Source organism: Cycloclasticus sp., from assembly GCF_019090545.1.
GTDB lineage: Bacteria > Pseudomonadota > Gammaproteobacteria > Methylococcales > Cycloclasticaceae > Cycloclasticus > Cycloclasticus pugetii.
This window is the reverse complement of the sequence record NZ_JAHRVT010000008.1, coordinates 106,563-131,537: the sequence shown is the minus strand read 5'-3', so window position 1 is coordinate 131,537 and position 24,975 is coordinate 106,563. Positions and strand designations below refer to the sequence as shown.

26 protein-coding genes are annotated in these 24,975 nt (G+C 40.3%); 5 read left to right on the top strand and 21 right to left on the bottom strand.

Translation table 11 applies throughout. The annotated features are described in order from the left end of the window. Positions 1 to 11: 11 nt before the first annotated feature. Positions 12 to 1,973 (bottom strand): non-ribosomal peptide synthetase, encoded by a 1,962-nt coding sequence (locus tag KUG63_RS01965; RefSeq protein ID WP_015006162.1) that lies wholly within the window; start codon positions 1,971 to 1,973, stop codon positions 12 to 14. A 60-nt stretch (positions 1,974 to 2,033) separates the two neighbouring features. Next, a complete protein-coding gene (locus KUG63_RS01960; RefSeq protein WP_020932358.1) occupies positions 2,034 to 2,774 on the bottom strand; it encodes a 4'-phosphopantetheinyl transferase family protein in 741 nt (246 codons plus the stop codon). 49 nt (positions 2,775 to 2,823) lie between these two features. Here KUG63_RS01960 and KUG63_RS01955 point away from each other — a divergent pair, with 49 nt between their 5' ends. Continuing rightward, the gene (locus tag KUG63_RS01955) at positions 2,824 to 5,121 is read left to right on the top strand and encodes an alpha/beta fold hydrolase (RefSeq protein ID WP_277642260.1); all 2,298 of its coding nucleotides are present in this window, start codon (positions 2,824 to 2,826) and stop codon (positions 5,119 to 5,121) included. Positions 5,122 to 5,159: 38 nt separating this feature from the next. After that, complete coding sequence (gene mtaB, locus KUG63_RS01950; protein ID WP_277642261.1) at positions 5,160 to 6,446, top strand: tRNA (N(6)-L-threonylcarbamoyladenosine(37)-C(2))-methylthiotransferase MtaB; 1,287 nt, start codon at positions 5,160 to 5,162, stop codon at positions 6,444 to 6,446. Here mtaB and cysZ read toward each other — a convergent pair. Further along, positions 6,438 to 7,169 (bottom strand): sulfate transporter CysZ, encoded by a 732-nt coding sequence (cysZ, locus tag KUG63_RS01945; RefSeq protein WP_020932355.1) that lies wholly within the window; start codon positions 7,167 to 7,169, stop codon positions 6,438 to 6,440. The two genes, mtaB and cysZ, sit on opposite strands and share 9 nt — an antisense overlap. A 136-nt stretch (positions 7,170 to 7,305) precedes the next feature. Here cysZ and KUG63_RS01940 point away from each other — a divergent pair, with 136 nt between their 5' ends. Continuing rightward, on the top strand, positions 7,306 to 8,883 hold the full coding sequence (locus tag KUG63_RS01940; protein WP_020932354.1) for a MinD/ParA family protein: 1,578 nt from the start codon (positions 7,306 to 7,308) through the stop codon (positions 8,881 to 8,883). A 30-nt stretch (positions 8,884 to 8,913) separates the two neighbouring features. Here KUG63_RS01940 and KUG63_RS01935 read toward each other — a convergent pair whose 3' ends face one another. The 14 genes from KUG63_RS01935 to KUG63_RS01870 all read right to left on the bottom strand — a co-directional run bounded on the left by KUG63_RS01935 (position 8,914) and on the right by KUG63_RS01870 (position 20,222). Further along, the gene (locus KUG63_RS01935; protein WP_277642262.1) at positions 8,914 to 9,690 is read right to left on the bottom strand and encodes a TatD family hydrolase; all 777 of its coding nucleotides are present in this window, start codon (positions 9,688 to 9,690) and stop codon (positions 8,914 to 8,916) included. Between the two features lie 66 nt (positions 9,691 to 9,756). Then, positions 9,757 to 10,113, bottom strand: coding sequence for a PilZ domain-containing protein (locus KUG63_RS01930; RefSeq protein WP_015006169.1), 357 nt, complete (start codon positions 10,111 to 10,113; stop codon positions 9,757 to 9,759). Between the two features lie 11 nt (positions 10,114 to 10,124). Beyond that, positions 10,125 to 11,114 carry a DNA polymerase III subunit delta' C-terminal domain-containing protein gene (locus tag KUG63_RS01925; RefSeq protein ID WP_277642263.1) on the bottom strand — a complete coding sequence of 330 codons (990 nt, stop codon included), beginning with the start codon at positions 11,112 to 11,114 and terminating at the stop codon, positions 10,125 to 10,127. Further along, positions 11,107 to 11,736, bottom strand: a complete 630-nt coding sequence (tmk, locus tag KUG63_RS01920) for a dTMP kinase (RefSeq protein WP_277642264.1) — start codon at positions 11,734 to 11,736, stop codon at positions 11,107 to 11,109. The genes KUG63_RS01925 and tmk overlap by 8 nt, the downstream gene beginning before the upstream one ends. Before the next feature lie 2 nt (positions 11,737 to 11,738). After that, a complete protein-coding gene (gene mltG, locus KUG63_RS01915) occupies positions 11,739 to 12,737 on the bottom strand; it encodes an endolytic transglycosylase MltG (protein WP_277642265.1) in 999 nt (332 codons plus the stop codon). Beyond that, complete coding sequence (gene pabC, locus KUG63_RS01910; protein WP_073022904.1) at positions 12,737 to 13,594, bottom strand: aminodeoxychorismate lyase; 858 nt, start codon at positions 13,592 to 13,594, stop codon at positions 12,737 to 12,739. The genes mltG and pabC overlap by 1 nt, the downstream gene beginning before the upstream one ends. Continuing rightward, a complete protein-coding gene (locus tag KUG63_RS01905) occupies positions 13,587 to 14,936 on the bottom strand; it encodes an aminodeoxychorismate synthase component I (RefSeq protein ID WP_020162336.1) in 1,350 nt (449 codons plus the stop codon). Before KUG63_RS01905 ends, pabC begins: the two co-directional genes overlap by 8 nt. A 15-nt stretch (positions 14,937 to 14,951) precedes the next feature. Then, on the bottom strand, positions 14,952 to 16,190 hold the full coding sequence (gene fabF, locus KUG63_RS01900; RefSeq protein ID WP_015006175.1) for a beta-ketoacyl-ACP synthase II: 1,239 nt from the start codon (positions 16,188 to 16,190) through the stop codon (positions 14,952 to 14,954). Between the two features lie 73 nt (positions 16,191 to 16,263). Next, positions 16,264 to 16,500, bottom strand: a complete 237-nt coding sequence (gene acpP / locus KUG63_RS01895; protein ID WP_015006176.1) for an acyl carrier protein — start codon at positions 16,498 to 16,500, stop codon at positions 16,264 to 16,266. Between the two features lie 165 nt (positions 16,501 to 16,665). Then, entirely contained in the window at positions 16,666 to 17,400 is a 735-nt protein-coding gene (fabG, locus tag KUG63_RS01890) for a 3-oxoacyl-ACP reductase FabG (protein WP_020932350.1), read from the bottom strand. After that, positions 17,397 to 18,335, bottom strand: coding sequence for an ACP S-malonyltransferase (gene fabD / locus KUG63_RS01885; protein ID WP_016390108.1), 939 nt, complete (start codon positions 18,333 to 18,335; stop codon positions 17,397 to 17,399). Before fabD ends, fabG begins: the two co-directional genes overlap by 4 nt. Before the next feature lie 32 nt (positions 18,336 to 18,367). Continuing rightward, complete coding sequence (locus KUG63_RS01880; protein ID WP_015006179.1) at positions 18,368 to 19,330, bottom strand: beta-ketoacyl-ACP synthase III; 963 nt, start codon at positions 19,328 to 19,330, stop codon at positions 18,368 to 18,370. Between the two features lie 66 nt (positions 19,331 to 19,396). Further along, positions 19,397 to 19,573, bottom strand: a complete 177-nt coding sequence (rpmF, locus tag KUG63_RS01875) for a 50S ribosomal protein L32 (protein ID WP_015006180.1) — start codon at positions 19,571 to 19,573, stop codon at positions 19,397 to 19,399. A 136-nt stretch (positions 19,574 to 19,709) separates the two neighbouring features. Next, positions 19,710 to 20,222, bottom strand: coding sequence for a YceD family protein (locus KUG63_RS01870; protein ID WP_015006181.1), 513 nt, complete (start codon positions 20,220 to 20,222; stop codon positions 19,710 to 19,712). A 39-nt stretch (positions 20,223 to 20,261) separates the two neighbouring features. Here KUG63_RS01870 and KUG63_RS01865 point away from each other — a divergent pair, with 39 nt between their 5' ends. Continuing rightward, complete coding sequence (locus KUG63_RS01865) at positions 20,262 to 20,849, top strand: Maf family protein (protein ID WP_015006182.1); 588 nt, start codon at positions 20,262 to 20,264, stop codon at positions 20,847 to 20,849. Between the two features lie 3 nt (positions 20,850 to 20,852). Here KUG63_RS01865 and gloA read toward each other — a convergent pair whose 3' ends face one another. Both gloA and KUG63_RS01855 read right to left on the bottom strand, forming a co-directional pair. Beyond that, entirely contained in the window at positions 20,853 to 21,230 is a 378-nt protein-coding gene (gene gloA / locus KUG63_RS01860) for a lactoylglutathione lyase (RefSeq protein ID WP_015006183.1), read from the bottom strand. 26 nt (positions 21,231 to 21,256) lie between these two features. Next, positions 21,257 to 21,856: a transglycosylase SLT domain-containing protein gene (locus KUG63_RS01855; RefSeq protein ID WP_015006184.1), complete on the bottom strand. Its 600-nt coding sequence runs from the start codon at positions 21,854 to 21,856 to the stop codon at positions 21,257 to 21,259. Positions 21,857 to 22,094: 238 nt separating this feature from the next. On the opposite strand from KUG63_RS01855, the gene KUG63_RS01850 reads away from it, so the two are divergent. Further along, positions 22,095 to 23,114, top strand: coding sequence for a GGDEF domain-containing protein (locus tag KUG63_RS01850; RefSeq protein WP_015006185.1), 1,020 nt, complete (start codon positions 22,095 to 22,097; stop codon positions 23,112 to 23,114). Positions 23,115 to 23,150: 36 nt separating this feature from the next. Here the strand turns inward: KUG63_RS01850 and KUG63_RS01845 are convergent, their stop codons facing one another. Both KUG63_RS01845 and KUG63_RS01840 read right to left on the bottom strand, forming a co-directional pair. Further along, positions 23,151 to 23,933 carry an ABC transporter permease gene (locus tag KUG63_RS01845; protein WP_020932349.1) on the bottom strand — a complete coding sequence of 261 codons (783 nt, stop codon included), beginning with the start codon at positions 23,931 to 23,933 and terminating at the stop codon, positions 23,151 to 23,153. Continuing rightward, complete coding sequence (locus KUG63_RS01840; protein WP_015006187.1) at positions 23,926 to 24,858, bottom strand: ATP-binding cassette domain-containing protein; 933 nt, start codon at positions 24,856 to 24,858, stop codon at positions 23,926 to 23,928. Before KUG63_RS01840 ends, KUG63_RS01845 begins: the two co-directional genes overlap by 8 nt. Between the last annotated feature and the right edge of the window lie 117 nt (positions 24,859 to 24,975).

Genomic DNA, 24,975 nt, shown 5'->3' with positions numbered 1-24,975 from the left:
ACCACTATCGTTTAGGGGGTTGTTTTATGCGCAATAAACCCAGCTAACTGTTCAATTGTTGGGTAATCGAAAAAATCTGTTAACTCAACAACCTCTGGATACTCCTCGTCTATCTTCTCGTGAATTTGTGCCAACTTTAACGAGCTTGTTCCCATTTCAAAAATATTGTCTTTCAAGCTGATTTTCTGATCGGCTACAACAGAGTGACAAATATCTAATAATATTCGCTCTATGGAACTACCCGCTGCAATAAACTCAGTTGATTGTGTTTCAGACAGCTCTGTTAAAGCCGCTATAATCTCATTAAACGCCCCCGCTTCAAATTGTTCCGCTAATGCAAAACGTTGAACCTTACCACTGGTGGTTTTAGGTACTTTTTTTATAGGTAAAACATGCGCCACATCTAAGCCAGATTTTTCATTTAATTGGCGTCTAACTTCTATCGTAGTTTGGTAAAAGTTTTCTAGCTCACCTCGATATAAAACAAAAACAACCAATTCATCCAGTGCATCTTCAACGTTACGAATACCACAGACGACCACTTTTCCTAACTCAATACCATCAACATGCTCACAAACAGACTCAAGGTCAGGGGCATAATAGTTTTGCCCATTAACAATGATTAGATCCTTGGTTCTACCTGTAATAACCAACTGCCCCTCGTTTAACAAACCTTGGTCACCTGTATCTAACCAACCCTCATCATTAATCAGTTTTTCATTTAACTCAGGCGCGTGATAGTAACCTTTTGTTACATTTTCGCCTTTAATTAACACTCGGCCGATTACATTATCAGCAACAGCTTGCCCACTGCTATCTGCAATTATCATTTGCGTCCCGATAATAGGAGTTCCTAAGCGAACCAACTCTATACTTTGATCGGATGCCTCGCTAACGACCTGTGCTGGCTGCCCCTCTACTAAAGAGCTGCGCAACACATGAAGAGTAGAAAGTGGTTGGGCTAATTCAGGGAAGCTAACTACCAAACACGCTTCCGCTAAACCATAAACCGTAAACATCGCTGTTTCTGCTAGACCGAACGGTTTCATTACCGCGCTAAACTCTCTACATAGGTCTGCAGAGATAGGTTCTGCTCCGTTAAAAAGCAGGCGGACATGTGATAAATCAAGATTAACTTGGTTTTCTGGTTTAAAGCGTTTTAAAACATGTTTATAACCAAAATTTGGTGACGATAAAATCGTCGCTTTTTTCTCACTGGCTTTTTCAAGCCACAATGCCGGACGACGAACAAACAAGTCGGTTGGCATAATATATTGATTTATATTGACGAATAAGGGTGTCAAATGAAAACCAATAATACCTAAATCATGAGTCAATGGCATCCAGCTAAAAAAGCTGTCCCTATAATCAAATGCACTGCATTCAATAATGCCATATAAATTTGTTACTAAATTTTTATGTGTTAATACAACACCTTTAGGGTCGCCAGTAGAACCAGAGGAGAATTGAATAAACGCTGTTTGCTCAGGGTTAATATCTGCCAGCGCTCCTAAAGTATCAAAGGTCTCAATTTTATCGAGCATCAGTGCTTTTTGCTCAATCACTTTGTAAATAGACTCTTTTCCGTGTTCTTCAGCAAAAACTTTTAACCGCTGCAAAGCCTTTCTAGTCGTTGCGATATACGGTGTGTTAAGTTTTTCAAAAACATTAAATACTTTTTCACGGTGTCCATCACTGGTTCCAATCGCTAATGGCACAGCGACAATACCGCCATATTGGCACGCCCAAAACGCATCAATAAATTGTTCATTTTCAGCTAAGTGAATGATTAACTCGTTCCCTTCAGATGCTCCTTTTTGCTGAATATGGTGCAGCAAGCCTAGCGCCCGTTTTTTTAAAGCGGGATAACTCACTTGGCGCTCGTTGTCTTTACTACTGATATAGGTAATGGTTTTACTGGCATCTTGGTTGTTATCAAGTGCTTCAACCAGTGTTTTTGGAAATTGATTCATAACGTATGTAAGGTCGTATTTAATAACGTATATTTGATGGCAGCGCGTATTTTATAGCGATTAAATAAATTGAGGTGGATTTTCATGATCAAATGTAGAGATAATTGGTTCGCAATGCTTAGACCGTAGCATTAACGATGCACTGACTTTTTCACCTACCTTTAAAGATACACATGACCAATCTGCTGCACTCCCATACTCAACTGGGCACTCTAAGAGCCTATTTGGTGGTGTCAAACTAAAACCACAACGAGACACACCCATTCCCAGCCCTCTACCCGTTGCTTTGATAAAAGCTTCCTTACAGGTCCAAATGTTAAAAAAAGTCTCTTCGCGTTGTGCTGCGCTAATATTGACCCATTGAGCTTGTTCACTGCTTGAAAAGTTACGCTTTACTAAGCCCTCTAAATTATCTAAATAACGCCAATGCTCAAGATCAACACCAATATCTTCTTCTAAGGTCATTGCCACCAGGGCCTGCGAGCCAGAATGTGAAACATTAAACGATAATGCTTGATTTTTTAGGTACGGTTTACCAAATTCAGTTGTATCAAATTGCAGCTCAACTGGGCTGATACCCAAATAGCATGACAGCAATCGCTTAAGCTGTACTCTCATCGACAATGCTAATGCTCTATTTTGTTGATGCTTTAATCGATTTATTTTTAGCCACTCAGTTTCACTCACTATAGTGTGAGCCTTGCTAGTTATTGGCACCATCAGGTCAAACACCCACACATGTACCTCTCCTTGCTTCAAGTAAGGTAACTGTTGCCTATTTTTTGGAGTAAAACTAACCATAATGAACTACTATGCATTTAAACGTTAAGTTTTTAATTAAAACACGGGCATGAGCGACGACTCAAAAAATAAAATAGAGACGCAGCAATATACGATAAACCCAGGCATTTACCACTGGACTTATCATGCTATGAAAGCCTTATTTAAGGTTCTTAGCCTGACGGTTCGCACTCATGGCAACCCATCCTCTTGGTTAGAAGGCGATATCTTTTTATTCAATCACTTTGCTCGATTTGAAACCTTTATCCCACAATATTTAATTTACGAAAAAACAAAACACTACTCTAGGTCAATTGCTGCAAACGAGTTATTCGCTGATAATGTTTTCGGTCGTTATTTGATTGATTTAGGTGGTATACCAAATAACATTGATGGGCTTTTGTTTCATATAGCAAAAGATATTTTACACCAACAAAAGCTCGTTGCCTTCCCCGAAGGCGGTATCGTAAAAGACCGACGTGTGCTTGATAAAGAAGGCCGCTACAGTATTTATTCACGTTCACATAATGAGCGGCGAAAACTACATACTGGGCCAGCAGTTATTGCCTTAGCAATCGCTATTTTCAAACAAACTGTTCGTGACCTTAGTGAACAAGAAAACACAGAAACCCTCTCTTTATGGGCGAAAGAATTAGGCTTTGAAGACAAACAGCAATTGCTGGAACTGTGCAAAAAACCCACCCTTATCATCCCCTGCAATATTACCTTTTACCCCTTACGAATTGGTGAAAATGCATTAAGCAATACGGTACGATTTTTTGTTAATAACTTACACCATCGTATCTCGGAAGAGTTATTAATCGAAGGTAACTTTTTATTTAAAGATACCGATATGGACATTCGTTTAGCTAAGCCTATTGTCGTAGAGGATTACTGGACCAGATTAGAATCAACGATTACAACCACCTTTGTTAACCACTCAGATTTAGCGCTAAAACAACTTTTAAATAAAGTTGAGCATAACGGTAATTTGAACAACCTATTGTTTCGTCTGAGTTATCAACGCAACGCTAATAGAATTCGTGATGATTACATGCATGCTATTTATGACAATGTCACTATTAACATTGCTCATATTGCCGCAACGCTGATCATGCATTTTGTTGCCGAAGGAAAGACCCATATTAATAAAAAAAAGCTGCATCAATTGATTTATGGCAGCATTAAGGAGTTACAAAAAAGCGACACGCTAAGCTTTCATCGAACGCTGCAAAACCCCTCTATTTATCGCAATTTGTTAATGACAAAAAGCGAGACTTTTGACCTGTTTTTAAAAAGTGCCTACGAGGCAAACTTGCTTGAATCGTCGGGCGTGTACTATAAATTTACCGAACACCTTTCCGCCGAACAAGATTTTGATAGCATTCGATATAAAAACCCTATTGCTGTAAATGCAAATGAGGCTGCATCCATTCCTCAGGTCAGAATAGCTATTAAAACCAGCTTAGCCTTTAAATTTGACAAACAATCCCACCGGTTTGCCCACCTACTATTTGAAGATGAGTTACTTGAATACCATTGGGATATTTCACAGTTTAAAGACCCAAAACACCAAGTAATCAATCAACAACAACACCTCACCGAAAAGTCCGCCCTTCCCTATCTGTTAATGCCAAAAAAATATAATGGGCAGTGCGTCGTGTTTGTTCACGGTTTGCTTTCAACGCCTATTGAACTTAAAACATTGGCTGAAAAATTTGTTGCCCAAGGATATATCAGCATCGGTTGCCGCCTAAAAGGCCATGGAACATCACCATGGGACCTACACAAAAGAAGCTGGCAAGATTGGCGTCAATCTCTTCAACAAAGTATCAAAATAGCACATTGTTACAGCAAAGATGTACACCTCGTTGGTTTTTCAAGTGGTGGCCTGTTGGCTCTGATGGTTACTGCGAGTCATCACCTTAATATACGTTCAGTTACCGCGTGTTCAGCCCCCGTCAGTTTTAAAGACCCTTTATCTCAACTGGTAAAAATCACTCACTACACGAATAAATTTATACAAAAAATCAGTAACTCTGATGGTATTTTGCCATTTAAAGCCAATCTACCCGAACACCCCCACCTTAATTACCACCACACCCCAATTGCAGCCATTAATCAGCTCTTAATTTTAATTAAAAAAACCCTCCCCAGATTAAAAAAAATTAACTGCCCTGTCTTCCTGATCCAAGGTGATAACGACCCTGTAGTTGCCCCATCCAGTTACCAAACACTTGCCAAACACATACCAACTAAACTATTACACTATCAATGGGTTAGCTCTAACCGGCATGGCATTTTGTACGAGAATACAGAGGGCTGCCAACAAAAGGTCATTGACTTTATCTGTCAGCAAAACAAATAGCGTAAAATAAACGTTCTTTAAACCACTAGTACTTTCCAATGCGCGTTCACCTTAAAACATTAGGCTGCCGATTAAACGAAGCTGAAATAGAATCTTGGGCAAATGATTTTGTTGCCGAAGGGCACCAGCTTGTTAATCAAGAAACTGAGGCCGATATTTTGGTACTCAACACCTGTGCGGTCACGCAAGGAGCCGTAAGAAAATCTCGCCAACTTGTGCGAAAAACACATCAAAAAAACCCGAGGGCAAAACTTGTTGTGAGCGGTTGTTATGCCACCTTAAATGAGCAAGAAACTGTTGCCTTAGATGGCGTTGATCTACTCGTTAATAACCAACAAAAAGACCAATTAGTCACCTTAACACTTAATGAACTAAGTGAAGAAACAATGCCGAGCATTGCAACTGAGCCTAATGAGGTTGCGTTATTTTCTAGGGGACGCCAACGAGCCTTTATCAAAGTGCAAGATGGCTGCCGATACCGTTGTAGTTTCTGCATCGTCACCATTGCCAGAGGTGATGAAAAAAGCAAATCTATTGACAGTATCGTCGCCGAAGCCAACACCCTCCACCAACAAGGCATTTCAGAGATTGTTATTACAGGCGTACACCTAGGTGGTTATGGTAGTGATACAGGTAGTAATCTATACAATTTAGTAACAGCCTTATTACAACAAACAAGTATTCCAAGAATCCGTATGGGTTCTTTAGAACCATGGGATTTACCGCAAGGCTTTCTTGAATTATTTAAAAACCCAAGGTTAATGCCACATATGCATTTACCAATACAAAGCGGCTCAGACACGGTACTTAAAAGAATGTCTCGGCGCTGTAAAACAAGTGAGTTTCGTGCGCTTGTATTAGAAGCACGTAAAATAATGCCGAACATCAATATCACCTCCGACATCATTGTTGGGTTTCCCGGTGAAACTGATGACGAGTGGCAACAAACGCTAGATTTTGTCCAAGAAATGCAATTCGGTGACTTACATATTTTTACCTACTCAACTAGAGAAGGCACCAAAGCAGCCTCTATGCCAAACCAAATTAGTACGCAGATCAAAAAAAGCAGAAGCCAAGCTCTTCATACCCTTGCGGCATCAGCAAAACGCGCCCAAATGGATAAACTAGTCGGTCACACTGTTAATGTTTTATGGGAGGATAGCCACCAAGTTGAGACTGACGGTGTCAGCACATTATTCGGTTATAGCCCAAATTATTTACGCGTTAAAATCACTAGCACAGAGCCTGAAAAACTCAGTAACCAAATCATTCCTTGCAAGCTGACTTCGATTGAAAATAATGTATTTAATGCCGAATTAGCCTAACTCTCCTCGTTCATAAAATAGTTTAGTGGCACCTGCTACTGCTACTGCAGGTGCAAACAAATTGATGACAGGAATAGTGGTTGCCAACAAACTTATACTGCCAAACGTCATCGTGTTGACACGAGATCTGTTTAGCATACGTTTTTGATCATTAAATAAAATCTTGTGGTTTTCAAATGAATAGCCTGCATATTCAAATGTTAAAAACCAAGCACTAAATAATAACCATAGCGGCAGGCTAATTACATTAATGCCAGGTATCACCGACAGTATTAACAGTGGAACCGCACGAAGTAAATAGTATGTGATCTTACGTAATTCCAACCCTAACATCTGAAACACTTCTTTAAGAAACGTGTCAGCATCTACTTCAACATAAGGCTGCCCCTTTAGATGCGCTTCTACGCCTTTGGATAACTGGCCATAAAAAGGTGCCGCAATAATGTTAGCAACCAAGGTAAAGCAATAATAAACAATCGCTAAAATACTGGTCATAAAGATAGGCAAAATCAACCACGCTAACCAAGATAACCAACTTGGCAACATAGAATCGACCATTGTTGATAAATAGTGCCACAGCAGCCAACTTGCCACACTAAAGAGCACCACATTAATCAATAAGGGAATAATAACGAAACGCCTTAATCCTGGCTGGCGGATTAAGTGGAAGCCCGCAATAAAGCTACCAATACCATGAGAAAATGATGTTAGGTTTGTTTTCATTTTATAGATTATAAATTTTTAACTTATTGGGAAGGTATTTTGATAAAATCAAAGTTACTTTAACTTAACGTTTTACACTAACGGACTAGCGATTGATCAAATGGAATTAGCTTACACTAACACAAGTATAAACAGTATGAGCCAGCCAAAAGCAAAAGTTATCACAGTCACCAGTGGTAAAGGGGGCGTTGGTAAGTCTAGCACGGCCACTAATCTAGCGCTTTCTCTTACCGCGTTAGACAAAAAAGTGTGTGTATTTGATGCTGATGCTAGTTTGGCCAACATTAATATTCTATTAGGTATTCAACCAACGTATACCTTACAACATCTTTTAAACGGCGAAAAAAACTTAAAAGAAATTATTATTGATGGGCCACGCGGCTTAAAAGTTGTTCCCGGCGCGACCGGAATTGCTGAATATGCGCAATTAACAAATGAGCAAAAACTGATCTTATTAGCGGCTTTAGATAAACTCCAACAAGATTTTGATTATCTCATTATAGATACGGCTGCGGGCATTGGGGATGATGTTCTTGATTTTATTAGAGCCTCACAGTTTTCAATTATTATTATTACCCCCGAACCCACTTCTTTAACCGACTCCTTTTCATTACTTAAAGTTTTAAAACGCTCAAACTATAATCGAACTTCATATATTCTCGTGAATATGGCTTTAGATGCCGAGAATAGCCAAGCAATCTATAAACGTTTTGAGTCGGCTGTAAAAAAATATATTGATGTTGACATTAACTACCTGGGCTATATTCAAGTAGATGAAACCATGATTTCATCCATCAGGCTTCAATGCCCTGCTGTATTGTTAAGTCCAGACTCTAATGCAAGTGGCTGCTTTAAAAAATTGGCTCAAGAATTAGACAAAGAGGTTGCTGAACAAACTGTCGACTCATTCAGTGAGTTTTGGCGCCAGCAAGATGGCATTGACTCACGTGCTCAAACACCTTCTGAAACACCAGTCGTTACGTTTAAAGAAGACACTTTACCTAATACTGTCACACCGCCTGCTAGTGTAAAAACACCGCTTAGCTTTAAACAAGCCGCCGATTTTTGCATTGCCCAATTATCAACGGGTGATGTAACAGAAGAAGATTCAGCCGCTTTTTTAGAGCAACTTACCCAGTTTCAACCACAAGTACCCGAAGAGCCCACGACTCAAGCAGATCAAGCACCCTCTTCGTCATCTATCCGAGAACTATACAATTACCTTGAACAACGCTCTTTTCCTAAAGACGAACTGCGAGAAATCGTCACAACACTTGAGCAAGTATATTTTGAAAAACACGCGGAAAGTCTTAATAGTTTTGAATCGAGCAGCTTAAAATTATTTGCTCAGTTCAGCGGAAATGAAGACGACTTACACTATCTCAATCAGCAACTTAGTTCATGTTTCCAACGCGAATTTAAGAAGCCGCTATATGATGTTCTTGAGCACCTTGAAAGTTTAGTCAGCTCAAACAATTTTAGCCAGCAAAGCTTTGACGACCTGTTAAGTGAATTATTATCCAGTTATCAGAAAAAATTTAATGAGGCTTATAAAACCATGGCTGATGAAAACCTCAAATCCGCAAGGGAAGAAATTTCAGTTTTACAAAAGCAATTAAGCGACATTAATAACGAACTAAATGACACAAACAACACGCTAACCGAAAAAATAATGCTGTTAAATAAGATCCAAGCACTTCTACCCTCTTCCTAATTTCTTAAGGTGGCGCAAAGCCTCGCTAGATTAACGATCAAACAAAGTAGAATAGTTTTTAGCACTCATTTGTGCTGTGGCGTCTAAGGATAAACCTCTTAATTCTGCCATTTTTTCTGCCACATATTTTACGTAATTAGGGTAATTTGGCTTTCCTCGCATCGGAACAGGCGCCAAATAGGGAGAGTCTGTTTCTATTAAAAAACGGTCATTGGGCACTTTTTTTGCCACTTCTTGAACTTGCTTAGCATTTTTAAATGTAACAATGCCTGAGAATGAGATATAAAACCCTAAGTCCAGTGCTTGTTTTGCCATCTCCCAATCTTCAGTAAAACAATGCAAAACACCAGCACACTCACCAGCAGATTCTTCCTGCATAATTCTAATTGTGTCCTGCTTTGCATCACGGGTATGGATGATAATCGGCTTATCAATTTTCTTTGCCGCCCAGATGTGATGACGAAAACGTTGCTGCTGGGTAAGTACCTCAGTCTCTTTTTCAATTCTAGAATAATCTAAGCCGGTTTCACCAATGGCCACAACCTGATCTTTCAAGGCAATATCCACTAATTCATCAACACTTGGATCATGGCCATCCATCTCATTAGGGTGCACACCGACCGATGTAGAAATATTTGCAAAACCGTTCACCAAATCTCGCATTGCAGGGTAATCTTCCCAATTAATTGACACACATAACATATGCTCTAATGAATCAGCTTTCGTAGCTTCTAAATATTCACTAAGACTATTTGAGAAAGGGCTTAGATCAACACGATCTAGGTGGCAATGTGAATCTATAAACATAGGTATTATCCTCTATAAATAAAAAACGGCCTTAAAGGCCGTTTCAAGAACATTCATCAAGTAACATTACATGGTGTGTGTAGGTCGCCCAGTTGCAGAGGTTCCTGCCAAATATGTTTCTATTTTTGCTCGCGCTGCACCACCATCTTGTTCATTAAATTGAACACCAACACCGTTCGATCTGGAGCCTTCTGCGCCCACTGGGGTTATCCAAATAATTCGCCCAGCAACCGGAATTCTTTCTGCCTCGCCCATTAGACTCAACAACATAAATACTTCATCACCTAAGCTATATTTCTTATGGGTTGGGATAAACAAACCGCCCCCCTCAACATAATCCATAAACGCCGCATACAATGCATTTTTATCTTTAATCGTTAAAGATAAAATTCCTTGGCGAGACTCTTTTCCTGTAGGGGTCATTTAACTAGCCTTTATTTACGTGTTAGTGAATAACTTTGTATCGCGAACTCTTCTAGCATTAACTGTTGGTTAACTTGATTAGACTCTAACGATGTTAAATAATTTAACTGCTCTAACAAAGTATGCATTCCTTTTAAGTGTAGCGTTTCTATAAAAACTTTCAAGTCAGCTCTCAGGTCAGGGTTCATTAGCTGATTATCTAAGGCACCATGAGCGCACTTGATTGCATCAGATAGCCACGACATCAGCCATTTTAAAACAGGCAAGCCTTTTAGGCTAATACATTTTTCAGCAAATAGGACTGGATCTAAACGCCCTTTCAAAAGCTCTATAAAGTTATTCAGTAACAGCTTTCTGATCTTCAAGGCCTCTTTTTGCCATAATTCTTTAGCATAAAGAGGCGCGTTGTTAGCTAAACTCAAATATTGTTCTGGCTCCTTACAGCCCAAACCAACTAACCAATCCTTTGCCTCAGTCAGCTCAATACCCTTAACGGTTATAAGCTGACAACGACTTCTTATTGTTGCGGGTACTTTCGACAGTTGATTCACTATCAAAACCAGGCAGGTATTTTCGCTAGGTTCCTCTAAGGTTTTCAGTAAACTATTAGCCGCTGAATGAGACATCGCATCGGCTGGGTCAATAACAACAATTCTTGGTTTAGTATATTGATTGCTTAATGCTAATGATGACATTAACTGCCGGATGGGTTCAATTTTAATACTCGTTTTGCCCTCTTCAGGTATTACATGAAAGAAGTCTGGGTAATTATCAGCTTTAAACAATAAACACGCTTCACATAAACCGCAAGCAAACGGCTCATCAAGAGATGAAGAACAAACAGCTCGATGGGCAAACGCGATAGCCAACGATGACACCCCTAACCCTTCGTTGCCAACTAGCATCAAAGCACTGGGTAAGCGGTCTTGCTTTAAGTAACGAGATAATGGCCCCCAATAGTTTTGTAACCAAGGGTAAACAGCTTGTAATTGATTACTCATCTAGCAATATTTTGTCTAAGTAAACGGCTATATTTTTCTGTACTTGTTGCAAAGGGTCAGAGGCATCAACAACACCAAAGCGTTTAGGTTCTGCCTTTGCTCTATCCAAATATACTTGCCGAACATTTTCAAAAAATACTTTTTTTTCAGATTCAAAACGGTCTGGATCACTTCTATTCGCCGCTCGTTGTAAGCCAATATCCACCGACAAGTCTAACAAAATGGTAAGGTCGGGCAACAAGCCCTTTTGAACAAATTGTTCTAGCCAGCTAATATCAGCAACTTTAAAATGACGCCCGCCCCCTTGATACGCATACGTAGCGTCCGTAAAACGATCACACACAACCCACTTGCCAGATTCTAAGGCCGGCATAATGACGTTTTTAATGTGTTGAGCCCGTGCCGCAAACATTAAGAGAAGCTCAGACTCATCACATAATGACTCATCATCCTGGTCTAATAACAAGCCTCGAATTTTTTCGGCTATTTTTGTGCCACCAGGCTCTCTCGTTGTAACAACCTCTTGCCCGGCTAATTTTATATAGTTAGCAATGAACTCCAGATTTGTTGTTTTACCAACACCTTCAACGCCTTCAAGGGTTAAAAACTTTCCCACTTTCATTATTATTGCTTCCGTTGGTATTTGTTAACCGCTGCATTATGTTGCTTCAACGTTTCAGAAAATATATGCGTGCCATCACCATTCGATACAAAATATAAGTTTTTAGTGTCTTCTGGGTGTAGAACTGCGTCGATCGCCGCCTTACCAGGCATTGCTATTGGTGTCGGTGGAAGCCCATAACGTGTATATGTGTTATAGGGTGTGTCCTTACGTAAATCTCTATACCTTATATCACCGTCATACCCATCTCCCATACCGTAAATAACAGTTGGGTCTGTTTGTAGTTTCATACCTATTTCAAGTCTACGGATAAAAACACCCGCTATCTGCTTTCGTTCGTGAGCAGCCCCCGTTTCCTTCTCTACAATAGATGCTAGAATCAGTGCATCATAAACGTTTGGTATCACTGTTCTTACATCTCTTTTAGGCCATGCTGAATTAACGAAAACCTGCATCGAACGGTATGCACGACGAAGAATATCTACATCAGATGTATTTTTAGTAAAAAAATATGTTTCGGGTAATAGCATCCCCTCTAAATGTTTTTCCGGAATCTTCAATAACGTTAAATACTGACTGATACTCGCTTGTTCAGGCAGTGTTTTTTTAATCGCTGGATGCTCTCTAATGTCCCTTAAAACTTCCTTAAACGTTTGGCCTTCAATAATTGAAATAGCATATTGATTAACCTTGCCTTTGACTAGAAAATTCAATATTTGCACCGGTGTCAACCCTGGAGAAAATTCGTACTCACCTGCTTGTATTTTATTGGCAGCTCCTTCAAACCGTACATGCCATTTAAACCAAGGCCCATCTACCACGCCTTTCTTATCCAGCGTTGAAATAATTTGATTTAGGTTTTGACCTTTTTCAATGTTCACAACAACAGAGCCCATCTCGTTAGAAATAGACGATTCATTCATTGCATAGTTGTACATCATCCAAAACCAACCAAATAATAAACTACAAACAATAATTGTTATTGCTAATAAGCGCCGCATTAGTTTTTTCCCGCGTGTTGATCGACTTGATGCTGAATAGCAGCCAGTACGCTATCTAACGCCCAGTGTGCATACGGACCCGCCTCTTTAATAAAGGCTTTGTCATCAATTCTAAGTTGTTTAATAGCTCGTATAGGCATTAAACTATTTGTCATAAAAACCTCATCTGCATCTATTACGTTCTCCACAGACAGCTCCATCTCTCTACAATCCATTCCTTCTTGAGTCGCTTGAGCTATTAAGTAATCACGAATGATTCCTCTAACTCCCGCATTTTCTAATGTAGGCGTCATTAAAACACCCTTGCTAACAATAAAAATATTACTCATTGTTCCTTCAATCACTACGCCATCAACATCGAGCATTAAACCTTCGGTTGAAATAGTATCGCCAAATTCACTACGTGCTAACACTCGTTCTAATTGATTCAAGTGTTTAAGCCCAGCCAATAAGGGTTGGCGGCTTAGCTGAGTATGACATAAAACAAGGTCTAAACTAAGCAGTGGATTTTTAACCGTTGCCTTAGTTGCAGAAAAAGACACTAGCCGTGTTACGTTAGGGTTTTTTGGCGGCAAAAAACCTCTTTTACCGACACCTCTTGAAATCAATAATTTTATAACCCCACATTGATTTGTCTCGATGAGCTGAAAGATTTCTCTTTCTAAAATATCCTTATTAAGAGGTGGAAAACCCAGCACTTCGCAACCTTTTTGTAAGCGCTGCAAGTGTTCTTCAAGATAACAAGGGCAACCAAACTCCACTAGAATGGTTTCAAACAGGCCGTCACCATATTGTAAGCCCCTGTCTGAAGCATTAATTGAGTCACCATATTGACCATTAATTAGGGTCTTATCCATTACTAATATTCAACGCTTGTAATAAAGCTTTGGCTTTATGTCGTGTTTCTTCAAGTTCTTTTTCTGCAATTGAATCCGCCACGATTCCTGCCCCTGTCCTCAATATTAACTGCCTATCATTAATGGTAAAGGTTCTTATTAATATGTTTAGGTCTAAGTTGCCATTACGATTAATGTAGCCCATCGACCCGGTATAGGCACCCCTTGGCGTTTTTTCTAGTTCATTAATGATCTCCATACAACGAACTTTAGGACAACCCGTTATTGTACCGCCCGGGAAAACTGCTTTAATCACGTTTGAGGGCGACATGCCCGAGACCAATTTACCAGTGACGTTTGAGACTATATGATGCACTTCTGCATAAGATTCCAAGCTCATTTTCTCATCAACCTTTACCGTACCGGTTGTACAAATTCGCCCAAGATCATTACGAATGAGGTCAATCAACATAATATGTTCTGCGCTTTCTTTTGCATTAAAAAGTAACTCTTGCGCAAAACTATTGTCTAACAGTTCATCTTTATCTCTGGGCCTTGTGCCTGCGATAGGTCGCATTTGCACAACATCGTCAACACAACTAATTAAACGCTCCGGAGATGATGAACAAATAACCGTCTCGCCGAAACAAGCCAACCCAGCAAAAGGTGAAGGGTTATGTACCCTTAGTGAACGATAAACATCTAAATAATCACTCTGACCAGCAAACTCACCGGCCCATTGCCTAGAAAGATTAACCTGTAAGGTATCTCCTTCAATTAGATATGACTTAATCTTTTTTACACCCGCTAAAAAGGCGTTCGACGGGTCTTCTTTTAACTTGACTGTTGGATAGTTAAATCCACTCTTTTCCAGGGTCTCTAGATCAACCAATACTTGTTTAATTAAAGCATCATGTCCCTTTTCGCACACAATCCAGCAACGGTTATCCTGATGGCTTCTTATGATGGCTAAAGGGATTCTTACAGCACTCACCACCGGTAAGCTTTTATCTACTTGCAGATCGGAAAGTTTTTCTTCAATAACACCAATAAGTTCATAACTTAAAAAGACAAACCAGCCCCCCGTAAAAGGAAGTTTGTCAGCCTTACTTGGTACTTTCTCTCGTTCAAAAGCATGATCAAACTTAGCGAAAAATTGATTATTTTTTATGCTTGATGATTCAATTTTTTCGCCAGGAAAACCGAACAATATATCGAAAGCATTGGCTGAATGACTTGCATCATTACTTTCTAATAAAAATGGATAGCGCTGAGGATTCGCCGCATGGCAATCTAATAGGTCGAAATCTGAAGCAATTTCGATTTTAAGGTAATCGCCACAGTCTTTTATATCCAGTGTCACCTGGCAGGGTATAAGCTAAAGTCGTTTAAAGACGAGCGTGCCGTTAGTACCACCAAACCCAAATGAATTTGACACAACAACATTCATTTCCATTTGACGTGCTTCATTTGGCACATAATCTAAATCACAATCAGGATCAGGCGTAAATTGATTAATGGTCGGTGGCGCCACTTGATCACGCAACGCTAAAACAGAAAATACTGCCTCTGCGCCACCAGCTGCTCCTAGCATATGACCAGTCATGGACTTGGTTGAACTCATCGGTACTTTATAAGCATTATCACCTAATAAAGTTTTAGCTGCGTGCGTTTCAGCAACATCCCCAGCAGGTGTCGAGGTACCGTGAGCATTGATATAACTGACTTGTTCTGCATCTAACGAAGCGTCTTTTAAAGCATTTCGCATGCAACGGTATGCGCCATCACCATTCTTTGATGGCATGGTCATATGAAATGCATCGGAGCTCATTCCATAGCCGGCTAATTCTGCATAAATTTGTGCACCGCGTTTTTTAGCATGCTCATATTCTTCAAGCACCAAAACACCGGCACCATCACTTAAAACAAAGCCATCACGGTCTTTGTCCCAAGGACGACTCGCTGTTTCGGGTGAATCATTCCTACGTGACAAGGCACGCGCAGAAGAAAACCCACCATAAGACGTCACTGACGTGGCCATTTCTGCCCCACCAGCCACCATCACATCAGCATCACCGTATTGAATAATGCGCATTGCATCGCCAATATTATGCGCACCTGTTGTGCATGCCGTTACAATTGCGAAATTTGGCCCTTTCAATCCACGTAAAATTGAAAGGTTTCCTGAGATCATATTGATGATGTTTGATGGCACAAAAAACGGTGAAATCTTTCTTGGCCCACCTTTTTGAAAGCCTTCAAAACCAGCTTCAATGCCTGAAATACCACCAATACCTGCACCAATGGCTACGCCGATTCTTTCAGCATTTTCATCCGTCACCTCAAGACCAGAATCATCTAAAGCTTGGATTCCAGCCGCAACACCGTAATGAATAAATGGATCCATTTTTTTTGAATCCTTACGAGAAAGATAGTCATTTACATCGAAATCTTTAACGGCTCCACCAAAATTTGATGGAAAATCAGTTGTATCAAACCGAGTTATCGGGGCAATACCACTTTGACCATTTAAAATATTTTCCCAAGAATCTGCAACATTACCACCAACTGGTGACAACAAACCCAACCCTGTAACTACTACTCGACGTTTAGACACAATATGAACTCTCTAACATAAAACAAGCACGGCTTACGATAAAGTAAGCCGTGCTTGATAAAAAGAAATTGATTTATTCTGCGTTATTATTAACGTAGTCAATTGCTTGTTGAACAGTTGTGATACCTTCAGCTTGTTCATCAGGAATCTCACAATCAAACTCTTCTTCAAGAGCCATCACTAACTCAACCGTATCCAATGAATCTGCACCTAAGTCATCGATGAATGATGCTTCGTTTGTTACTTCTTCTTCCTTCACACCAAGTTGTTCTGCAACGATTTTTTTGACGCGCTCTTCAATATTACTCATTTTTCTATTCCCTCTGTATTTTTGGAACCACAAATTTAATTTGTGGTGTTCATATTATATTGCTAAATTTGTGGTCTTCTTATTATATTGCTAAATTAAAAAAGTTTAAACAATTCTATATATCAAACCAAGGACTACTACTAAAAACTTACGATCAATTATTCATTACCCCATATACATGCCACCATTAACATGTAAAGTTTCCCCTGTAATGTAAGCCGCTTTATCAGAACATAAGAAGGAAACAGCATTTGCTATCTCTTTTGCATCACCAAGACGCCCAAGAGGAACCCCTTCCAATAATGAAGCTTTTTGCTCATCTGGTAAGGCTTTTGTCATATCTGTGTCAATAAAGCCTGGAGCCACCGTATTGACTGTGATATTTCTTGAGCCAACTTCTCTCGCTAACGATTTACTAAACCCGATAATCCCTGCCTTAGCAGCTGCATAATTTGCTTGCCCAGCATTACCGGTTACACCAATAACTGAGGCAATACTAACAATCCGCCCTTTTTTATTTTTCATCATACCGCGCAAACAACCTTTACTAACGCGGAATATTGAACTTAGATTGGTTGAAATAATATCATCCCACTCATCATCTTTCATTCTGAGCATAAGATTATCTCTGGTAATCCCAGCATTATTCACCAACACTGTAGGCGCACCCACGGTAGATGTAATGTCTTTCAAGACCGACTGAATTGAATCTGTGTCGGTAACATCTAACGTCATTCCTTTACCTGAATCAGATAGATAATCTGATATAGCCGCCGCGCCGTTATCAGAAGTGGCCGTTCCAACAACATAAAAACCATCAGCGACCAGCTGTTGCGCAATGGCTTTACCTATCCCACGACTTGCTCCAGTAACCAATGCAATTGGTTTATTATTCATCATAATGCCTCTATCGTTTTATTAAATGAGCGCTCATCACCTAACGAGTAAAGTGCTAATGATTTATTAATTCTTTTATTTAATCCACTTAGCACTTTACCTGGACCACACTCAATAATGGTATCTATTCCGGCATCAGTTAACATCTCAACTGTCTCAACCCAGCGTACCGGCGTGTGTAATTGTTTCATCAGAGCCTGCTTAATATCAGATGCATCGTTATGTTGCGCTACATCCGTATTGTGTATGACTGAAATGGTTGGTATTGAAAACCTAACTCCGCCCAATACAGCCATTAACTTTTCAGCAGCTGGAGCCATCAACGCACAATGTGAAGGTACACTGACTGGTAACGGCAACGCTCTTTTTGCGCCCTGTTCTTTCGCCAACTCTATTGCTCTATTAACTGCGTTCGTATTACCTGCAATAACAACCTGACCAGGTGCATTAAAATTAACAGCCGAAACAGTTTCTCCCTCAGCCGCTTGATTACAAATATTTACTAAGTCAGCTACTTCAAGACCTAATATTGCAGCCATCGCTCCCTCACCTTCAGGGACGGCTTGCTGCATAAACATCGCACGTTGCTCAACCAATTTAACTGCATCAACAAAGTCCAAACTTCCCGCACAAACAAGCGCTGTATATTCACCCAAGCTATGGCCAGCCATAAACGAGGGAGTAACTTCCGCTGTAGATTGGAGCACGCGCCACATGGCAACACTTGCTGTTAGTATCAAAGGTTGTGTATTTTGTGTTTGGTTCAACTCTTCAACAGGCCCATTTTGGGCTAACGCCCATAAATCACGGCCTAATGCTTGTGATGCCTCATCGAAGGTTTCTTTGATTTGATTATAGTGAGCAGACAGATCACCTAGCATACCGACAGCTTGGGACCCCTGACCTGGAAAAACAATGGCTATTTTGTTTGATGACATAATGTATTAAATGATTTGAATTTACTGAAGACTTACATTTTTACAAGAGCAGAACCCCAGACAAAACCACCACCAAAGGCTTCCATCAAGACTATTTCACCTTTTTTAATTCGCCCATCTCTAACTGCTTGATCTAATGCAAGAGGCACTGAAGCAGCAGACGTGTTGGCTTGATTTTCTATCGTGAGAACAACCTTTTCCATCGGCATATTCAGCTTTTTTGCAACCGAGGAAATGATTCTTATATTAGCTTGGTGCGGTATTAACCAGTCAACATCTGATTTATCCATGTTGTTGGCTTCAAGTGTTTCATCCACAACACGGCTTAATGTTTTAACCGCGACTTTATACACATCATTGCCGTGCATCGTCATGAAAGCCTGATCACCTTCTTGTTTTTGGTCTTTGATTGGATTGTTCACATACAGCAGATCTTGATATTGACCGTCGGCGTTCATATGCGTTGATAAGATACCGGGCTCTTCTGATGCTTCTACCACAACTGCGCCCGCACCATCACCGAAGATCACACACGAGCTTCTATCTGAATAGTCGAGAATCCTTGAATTCGCTTCTGAACCGACAACCAGTGCTTTTTTTGCGCCCCCAGCTTTTATAAATTGGGTTGCAATGCCCAAGGCATAAATAAACCCTGAACAAGCCGCCTGAACGTCAAAAGCTGCCCCACCGTTTGCGCCCAGCCTATTCTGTAAAATACACGCCGTACTAGGAAAAACCCTATCAGATGAACTGGTAGCAACAATAATAAGATCGATTTCAGAGGCATCTAACCCCGCTGCTTCAAGTGCGTTATTAGACGCAATCTCAGCCATACTAGAGACAGACTCTTTTTCATCGATAACGTGTCTTTGCTTTATCCCCGTTCTGGAATAAATCCACTCGTCAGTCGTCTCTAATATTGATTCAAAATCTTTATTAGTAACAACTTTTTCAGGCAAATAACTACCTGTACCGGTTATTTTCGCATTAAACATTAACTAATGCCTTACCTAACAACACGAAGCTGAACGGCCCGAAGATACGTTAAAACAAAAACCTTATTAATCTTTATCAGCGACAACTTGTTCGCCGCGGTAAAAACCATCTGCACTCACATGATGACGCAAATGAACTTCACCAGTTGTAGGCTCGGTTGATAATGTTTTCGCTGTCAACGCATCGTGTGAACGACGCATACCACGTCTTGAACGTGATTTTTTACTTTTTTGTACTGCCATCTCAAATTCTCCAGAGAATTAATAACCCTTATCGCTTTTAAGCCATAAGTCTTTCCACAACAAAACACATTTATTTTGCTGACATTAGTTTTTGTCCATTGGACATTATTTCTTGAGTAGACGCTAAATCTTCTGTCTAATTCAACTTTAACTTTTCTAAAACCTCAAACGGATTCTTCTTTTTTTCCGTTTCAAGCCCATAATCTTTGCTTGCGCTACTTTTAGGCAACTCAACCGGACACACTTCGTGCCTTGCTATGGATGGAAGCACTAACACCACTTCTGCCTCAACGACATCGCTGATCAGCAAGCGCTCACCTTCATACAAGTAAGGCTCATAATCATCTGGTATTAATGATGCTCTAGCCTCATCATTAATAATCGCCAATTTCACATCTATATTGACCGGAAAATCAGTCAATTCTAAACAAGCGGCGCATTGTAACACGAGATCTGCTGAAATCCGACCTGTTAAAACAACAAATTTTCCGACTTTTGAAAATGTTAAATCTGCCCTTATTGAAGAACTAGACGGATCAATATCAGCCTGTATTTGCTGTAATTCATCGTAAGGCAGTTCGCCTGTAATGTTTCGTTCTTGACTGGCGCACAACGATGGGTCAACTTCTATCTGCAATGTCTTGGTCATATTAGGTAAAATGATCTTAATTCAAATTAACTATATTATATGAAAAATCATCCGACATTAGTATTAGCTTCTAGCTCACCTTTTCGTAAAACGCTGCTAAAAAAAATTTATCCTAACTTTGAAACCGCCTCACCGAATATTGATGAATCGTTTAAAGCCAACGAAAGCCCTATTGAACTTTCAAAGCGTCTCGCGTTTGAAAAAGCGACCGCGTTGACGCCAGACTTTCCTAACCACCTCATTATTGGCTCTGACCAAGTCGCCATGCTTGGGGATCAGCAACTTACTAAGCCCGGCGAATTTAACAAGGCCGTACAACAGCTAACACGCTCATCAGGGAAAACCATTGTCTTTTATACCAGCTTAACGCTTCTAAACTCTAAAACTCACGAGAGCATCACCGAAACAGACATCTGTAGAGTGCATATGAAAACCCTATCTCTTGGGGAAATAGAAAACTATGTACTCAGAGACAAACCATATGGCTGCGCGGCTGCTTTTAAATCAGAAGGCCTAGGCATCGCTTTATTTGATCGCATTGAAGGTGAGGACCCCAATGCACTTATCGGGCTGCCTTTAATCAAGCTGACTAATATGTTAACAACAATGGGCGTTAAAATACTTTAATAGTCAGGCCAGCAACTCTATCGAATAGCCATCAGGGTCTTTAACAAACGCTAAAATACTGTCTGTTCCCTTCATCGGCCCTGCTTCGCGTGTTACCACCCCGCCTTTTTGACGAATTAGCTCACATGCTTCATAGACATCAGCAACTTGTATGGCAATATGCCCAAACGCATCCCCTAGGTCATAGGCACCTTTATCCCAGTTATGCGTTAGCTCTATAACTGTACCGGCACTTTCAGGCTGATACCCGACAAACGCTAAGGTAAAACGGCCCTCAGGAAACTCCTTGCGCCTCAATAGCGTCATCCCTAACACCTCTGTATAAAATTCAATAGAACGGTCTAAATCTGCGACACGAAGCATGGTATGTAATAAACGCATATTTCTCCTTTAGAAAGTCTTAATAGTTAAAGCACCTTATGGCCATTTAAATAATCTTGGTAATAAGTCACTACTTTTTTTACATACTGTTCTGTTTCCGGATAAGGTGGCACCTTATTTCCATATTTCAAAACAGCTGATTCACCTGCATTATAAGCAGCTAGGGTTAGTTTAATATTAAATTTAAACAGTTCTAATAAATACCTTAAATACTGAACACCGCCACGAATGTTTTGCGCTGCATCAGTACGGTTACTGACTCCATATCGTTTTGCCGTTCCAGGCATTAATTGCATCAAGCCTACGGCTCCAGCTCTTGAGACAGCCTTTCTATCATAAGCTGATTCAGCATGAATAATAGCCATCACCAACGCAGGGTCGACCTTATATTGCCTAGCTTGCTGCTTAATCAGTGGTGTCAATTGACGACGATTACGCTGAAAGTTTTTATACTCAATCGTGCCTTTTTTAGGCGTCCGCATAATAAGCTTAAAACCGCCCCCGACGGGGTTATCTGTAAAATAAACATGGCCGTTTTTATCGACTTTTTTGTACAGGTCGGCCTGTATTACTGGTATAGCAACCAGCAACAAAATAAGCAAAATAAAATGATTAACACAACCCATACATTTTCTCAAAAGCCAAGAAGATTCAAAATCTCTTTATAACACAGCTTCTTACCCAACTGCCTCGAATAAACCTTTACTGACAGTTACTACACAGGCAAATAAAATGAGACCTCCCTCACAAATTTCATCATATAATGACTAAATAAAGCAGATAAACTCACCAAACTCCAGCTGTTTACAACTGGCTTCAAATTTTGTACTAATATAAATACAAACCGTCAAACAGAGGAATTAAATGTTACAGCAAGACGAACCCAAACAAGCCGCCGAATATTTAAGGCAAGCAATCCCAATGTTGTCACAACATAACTTACCTCCCACCCCCATCAACTACTCTATTTTTTACAGTTATTTATCTGGTAATTCCCAGACCCTTAATGACGTCATCGATAGCATTATTAGTGAAAAAAAACCTTTTACATTAGCTATCATGCTGGAACTTTATGAAAAATACATCAATGGTGGAGCAACCCTAGAACAACAAGAAAAAATACAGCACTCCTTAGAAAAAGTCATGTCTTCAGCATCTGAAGAAGTCCAACAGGTCAGCAGTGGTGCCGGAGAGTTTGACAGCGCAATTAACAAACATGCTGAAACTTTATCCTATACAACCGACCCACAGGCCGCTGCACTTGTGCTCAAACAAGTCATGCAGGATACACGAGAGATGGTTAAGAACAATCAGGCCACCCAAGCAAGGATGCAAGAAACAAATGCTGAAATTCTTAAAATGAAAGCCGAATTAGAGGCAGTAAAAGCAAGCGCTGAAAAAGATGCGTTAACAGGCCTTAAAAACAGAGGCGCGTTTGATAAAGCGATAGATAACGTTGTTCATAGTGAAACCAATTTAAGTGCAACCCTGGTTCTACTTGATATTGATCACTTTAAGCGTGTAAACGATAATTTTGGCCACCTTGTCGGCGATCGAGTTATTCGTTACGTTTCCGCACTTTTAACCCAGATTGTTGGCTCAGAGCACCATATTGCTAGGTATGGTGGTGAAGAATTTGCAGTTATTTTAACCGGCCTAGATATTGACAACGCGAAGCAGCTGACGGAAAAAATACGTATTGCAATGAGCAACAGTAAGCTGCAACGAAAAGAAAGCGGTGAAGCCATTGGAGAGGTAACAATCTCCGCAGGTATCGCAACAGTTAAAGCAACCGATAGTGTTGAACTGTTAATTGATCGCGCCGATAAAGCACTGTACCAAGCAAAAGAAGCAGGCCGAAATAAGGTTGTTATAGCCGCATAATTATAACGATTAATTCTTACCTTCGATCACAAAGGCTCATTTAATGAGCCTTTTCTTTACCCTATAGGCGGCTAAACTACCCGCCGTTATACTAAATATCAACAAGACCAATACATGCAGCAGCACCAATGACACTTCTCCACCTGTCATTAACGGGCGCACCAAGGAAATAGCGTGATACAAAGGTAACACGGTAGCAATCCACTGAACTATTTGCGGCAAGGTATCTATAGGGAAAAAGACGCCACTAACTAAAACCATTGGGGTAATAAATAGCGTCGTGTAATAAAGAAAAAAATCATAACTTTTGGCGCTTGATGTCATTAACAACGCCAATGATGAAAAACACAGCCCCGTTAGAAAAGCAACGGGCAACACTAATAACGCCCAGCCATTTTCCACCAACCCCAAGAAGGCAGCGACAATTAATATAGCACTGACACTGATAAAACTTTTAGTCGCCCCCCAGAGTATTTCACCAAAAACCACCTCACCAACATTCACCGGTGTCGTCAGCATGCCTAACCATGTTTGCTGCACTTCCATTCGAGTATAGGCGGAATACATGCCTTCAAAACTTGCCGAATTCAACGCGCTGGTGCAGACAACCCCTGAGGCCAAAAAAGCCATATAGGGCATTCCCTCAACCTCGCCCACAAATCGGCCCAAGCCATAACCCAATACGATTAAATATAACAAAGGCTCACCAAAGTTACCCAGCAATGAAGGCCCAGCAAGCTTCCCCCAAACGCGAATATTTCGCGACCAAATTGACCGACTTCTGGATAAAAATAGTTTCAGTTTAGCTAGTTTATTCACGCAAATCTCGCCCAGTTAACTTGATAAAAACATCTTCTAAATTCGCGGGACGAAACAGATAATCATCATGCGTCCCTTGCTCTAACACAGCCAAAGCATGGTTCATTTTCTCGCCATAAAAAAAGCAAATATCCCCTGATTTCTCAAACCGAGCGAGCGTTTTATCCTGCTTTAGCACCGATATTAAATCGTCCGAAGCTGCATGAACTTCAAGAACATGTGATTCAATTTCATCCTTAATTAACTCCTTAGGTGGCGAATCGGCCATCACCTCGCCGTAGTCCATCACAATAACCCGATCACATAAGCGCTCCGCCTCTTCCATATAGTGCGTCGTTAAAATTAGAGTAAGCCCCTGTTTTTTTAACTCGCGAAGCTTTTGCCAAATAGCTTGGCGTGCTTGTGGGTCTAGCCCAGTCGTTGGTTCATCCAGAATCAATAATTTAGGCTTATTAATCAAAGCCCTTGCCAATGACAGACGTCGTCTCATGCCTCCAGATAACGCTGATATTTTACAGGCCGCTTTATCTTCTAACGATGCAAATGCAAGAAGCTCTTTTGTTCGTTCTTTTAATGTTTTTTCGTCGATACCAAAAAAACGCCCATAAACGTATAAATTTTCTTCAACGGTAAAATCAGGGTCCAAATTATCCATTTGAGGTACAACACCGACAGATTCCCTGATAAGCGATGCGTTTGCAGGCATCGGCAACCCTAAAATTGACAGTTCTCCGGTATCTATCGGACAGTGACCAACCAACATCCTTAACGTCGTCGTTTTACCTGCGCCATTTGGACCCAATATTCCACAAAAACAACCCGCTTCAATATTTAAATCTAGCTCATTAACCACCTGTTTATTATTATAAAACTTGGAGATTTTTTTAATCTGTACGATGTGCGATGCAGAATTGACAGCATTCATTATTAATAACGATAAACTTTTTATTGGCTAGATATTATAACTGGCTGGCTATAAAAAACAGTTATTATTCTGGGTGCCTGATGCTCATAAGGACTGAACTTTTATCATTAAATATAG

What these genes read in the sequence shown, in the direction of transcription:
- rpmF (WP_015006180.1), bottom strand. Translation starts at nt 19,573, where the DNA reads ATGGCAGTACAAAAAAGTAAAAAATCACGTTCAAGACGTGGTATGCGT.
- KUG63_RS01870 (WP_015006181.1), bottom strand. Translation starts at nt 20,222, where the DNA reads ATGACCAAGACATTGCAGATAGAAGTTGACCCATCGTTGTGCGCCAGT.
- pabC (WP_073022904.1), bottom strand. Translation starts at nt 13,594, where the DNA reads ATGGATAAGACCCTAATTAATGGTCAATATGGTGACTCAATTAATGCT.
- gloA (WP_015006183.1), bottom strand. Translation starts at nt 21,230, where the DNA reads ATGCGTTTATTACATACCATGCTTCGTGTCGCAGATTTAGACCGTTCT.
- tmk (WP_277642264.1), bottom strand. Translation starts at nt 11,736, where the DNA reads ATGAAAGTGGGAAAGTTTTTAACCCTTGAAGGCGTTGAAGGTGTTGGT.
- KUG63_RS01840 (WP_015006187.1), bottom strand. Translation starts at nt 24,858, where the DNA reads ATGAATGCTGTCAATTCTGCATCGCACATCGTACAGATTAAAAAAATC.
- KUG63_RS01880 (WP_015006179.1), bottom strand. Translation starts at nt 19,330, where the DNA reads ATGTTTAATGCGAAAATAACCGGTACAGGTAGTTATTTGCCTGAAAAA.
- KUG63_RS01855 (WP_015006184.1), bottom strand. Translation starts at nt 21,856, where the DNA reads ATGGGTTGTGTTAATCATTTTATTTTGCTTATTTTGTTGCTGGTTGCT.
- mltG (WP_277642265.1), bottom strand. Translation starts at nt 12,737, where the DNA reads ATGCGGCGCTTATTAGCAATAACAATTATTGTTTGTAGTTTATTATTT.
- fabG (WP_020932350.1), bottom strand. Translation starts at nt 17,400, where the DNA reads ATGATGAATAATAAACCAATTGCATTGGTTACTGGAGCAAGTCGTGGG.
- KUG63_RS01965 (WP_015006162.1), bottom strand. Translation starts at nt 1,973, where the DNA reads ATGAATCAATTTCCAAAAACACTGGTTGAAGCACTTGATAACAACCAA.
- KUG63_RS01930 (WP_015006169.1), bottom strand. Translation starts at nt 10,113, where the DNA reads ATGACCCCTACAGGAAAAGAGTCTCGCCAAGGAATTTTATCTTTAACG.
- KUG63_RS01940 (WP_020932354.1), top strand. Translation starts at nt 7,306, where the DNA reads ATGAGCCAGCCAAAAGCAAAAGTTATCACAGTCACCAGTGGTAAAGGG.
- KUG63_RS01935 (WP_277642262.1), bottom strand. Translation starts at nt 9,690, where the DNA reads ATGTTTATAGATTCACATTGCCACCTAGATCGTGTTGATCTAAGCCCT.
- mtaB (WP_277642261.1), top strand. Translation starts at nt 5,160, where the DNA reads ATGCGCGTTCACCTTAAAACATTAGGCTGCCGATTAAACGAAGCTGAA.
- cysZ (WP_020932355.1), bottom strand. Translation starts at nt 7,169, where the DNA reads ATGAAAACAAACCTAACATCATTTTCTCATGGTATTGGTAGCTTTATT.
- KUG63_RS01865 (WP_015006182.1), top strand. Translation starts at nt 20,262, where the DNA reads ATGAAAAATCATCCGACATTAGTATTAGCTTCTAGCTCACCTTTTCGT.
- KUG63_RS01960 (WP_020932358.1), bottom strand. Translation starts at nt 2,774, where the DNA reads ATGGTTAGTTTTACTCCAAAAAATAGGCAACAGTTACCTTACTTGAAG.
- KUG63_RS01925 (WP_277642263.1), bottom strand. Translation starts at nt 11,114, where the DNA reads ATGAGTAATCAATTACAAGCTGTTTACCCTTGGTTACAAAACTATTGG.
- acpP (WP_015006176.1), bottom strand. Translation starts at nt 16,500, where the DNA reads ATGAGTAATATTGAAGAGCGCGTCAAAAAAATCGTTGCAGAACAACTT.
- KUG63_RS01850 (WP_015006185.1), top strand. Translation starts at nt 22,095, where the DNA reads ATGTTACAGCAAGACGAACCCAAACAAGCCGCCGAATATTTAAGGCAA.
- fabD (WP_016390108.1), bottom strand. Translation starts at nt 18,335, where the DNA reads ATGTCATCAAACAAAATAGCCATTGTTTTTCCAGGTCAGGGGTCCCAA.
- KUG63_RS01955 (WP_277642260.1), top strand. Translation starts at nt 2,824, where the DNA reads ATGAGCGACGACTCAAAAAATAAAATAGAGACGCAGCAATATACGATA.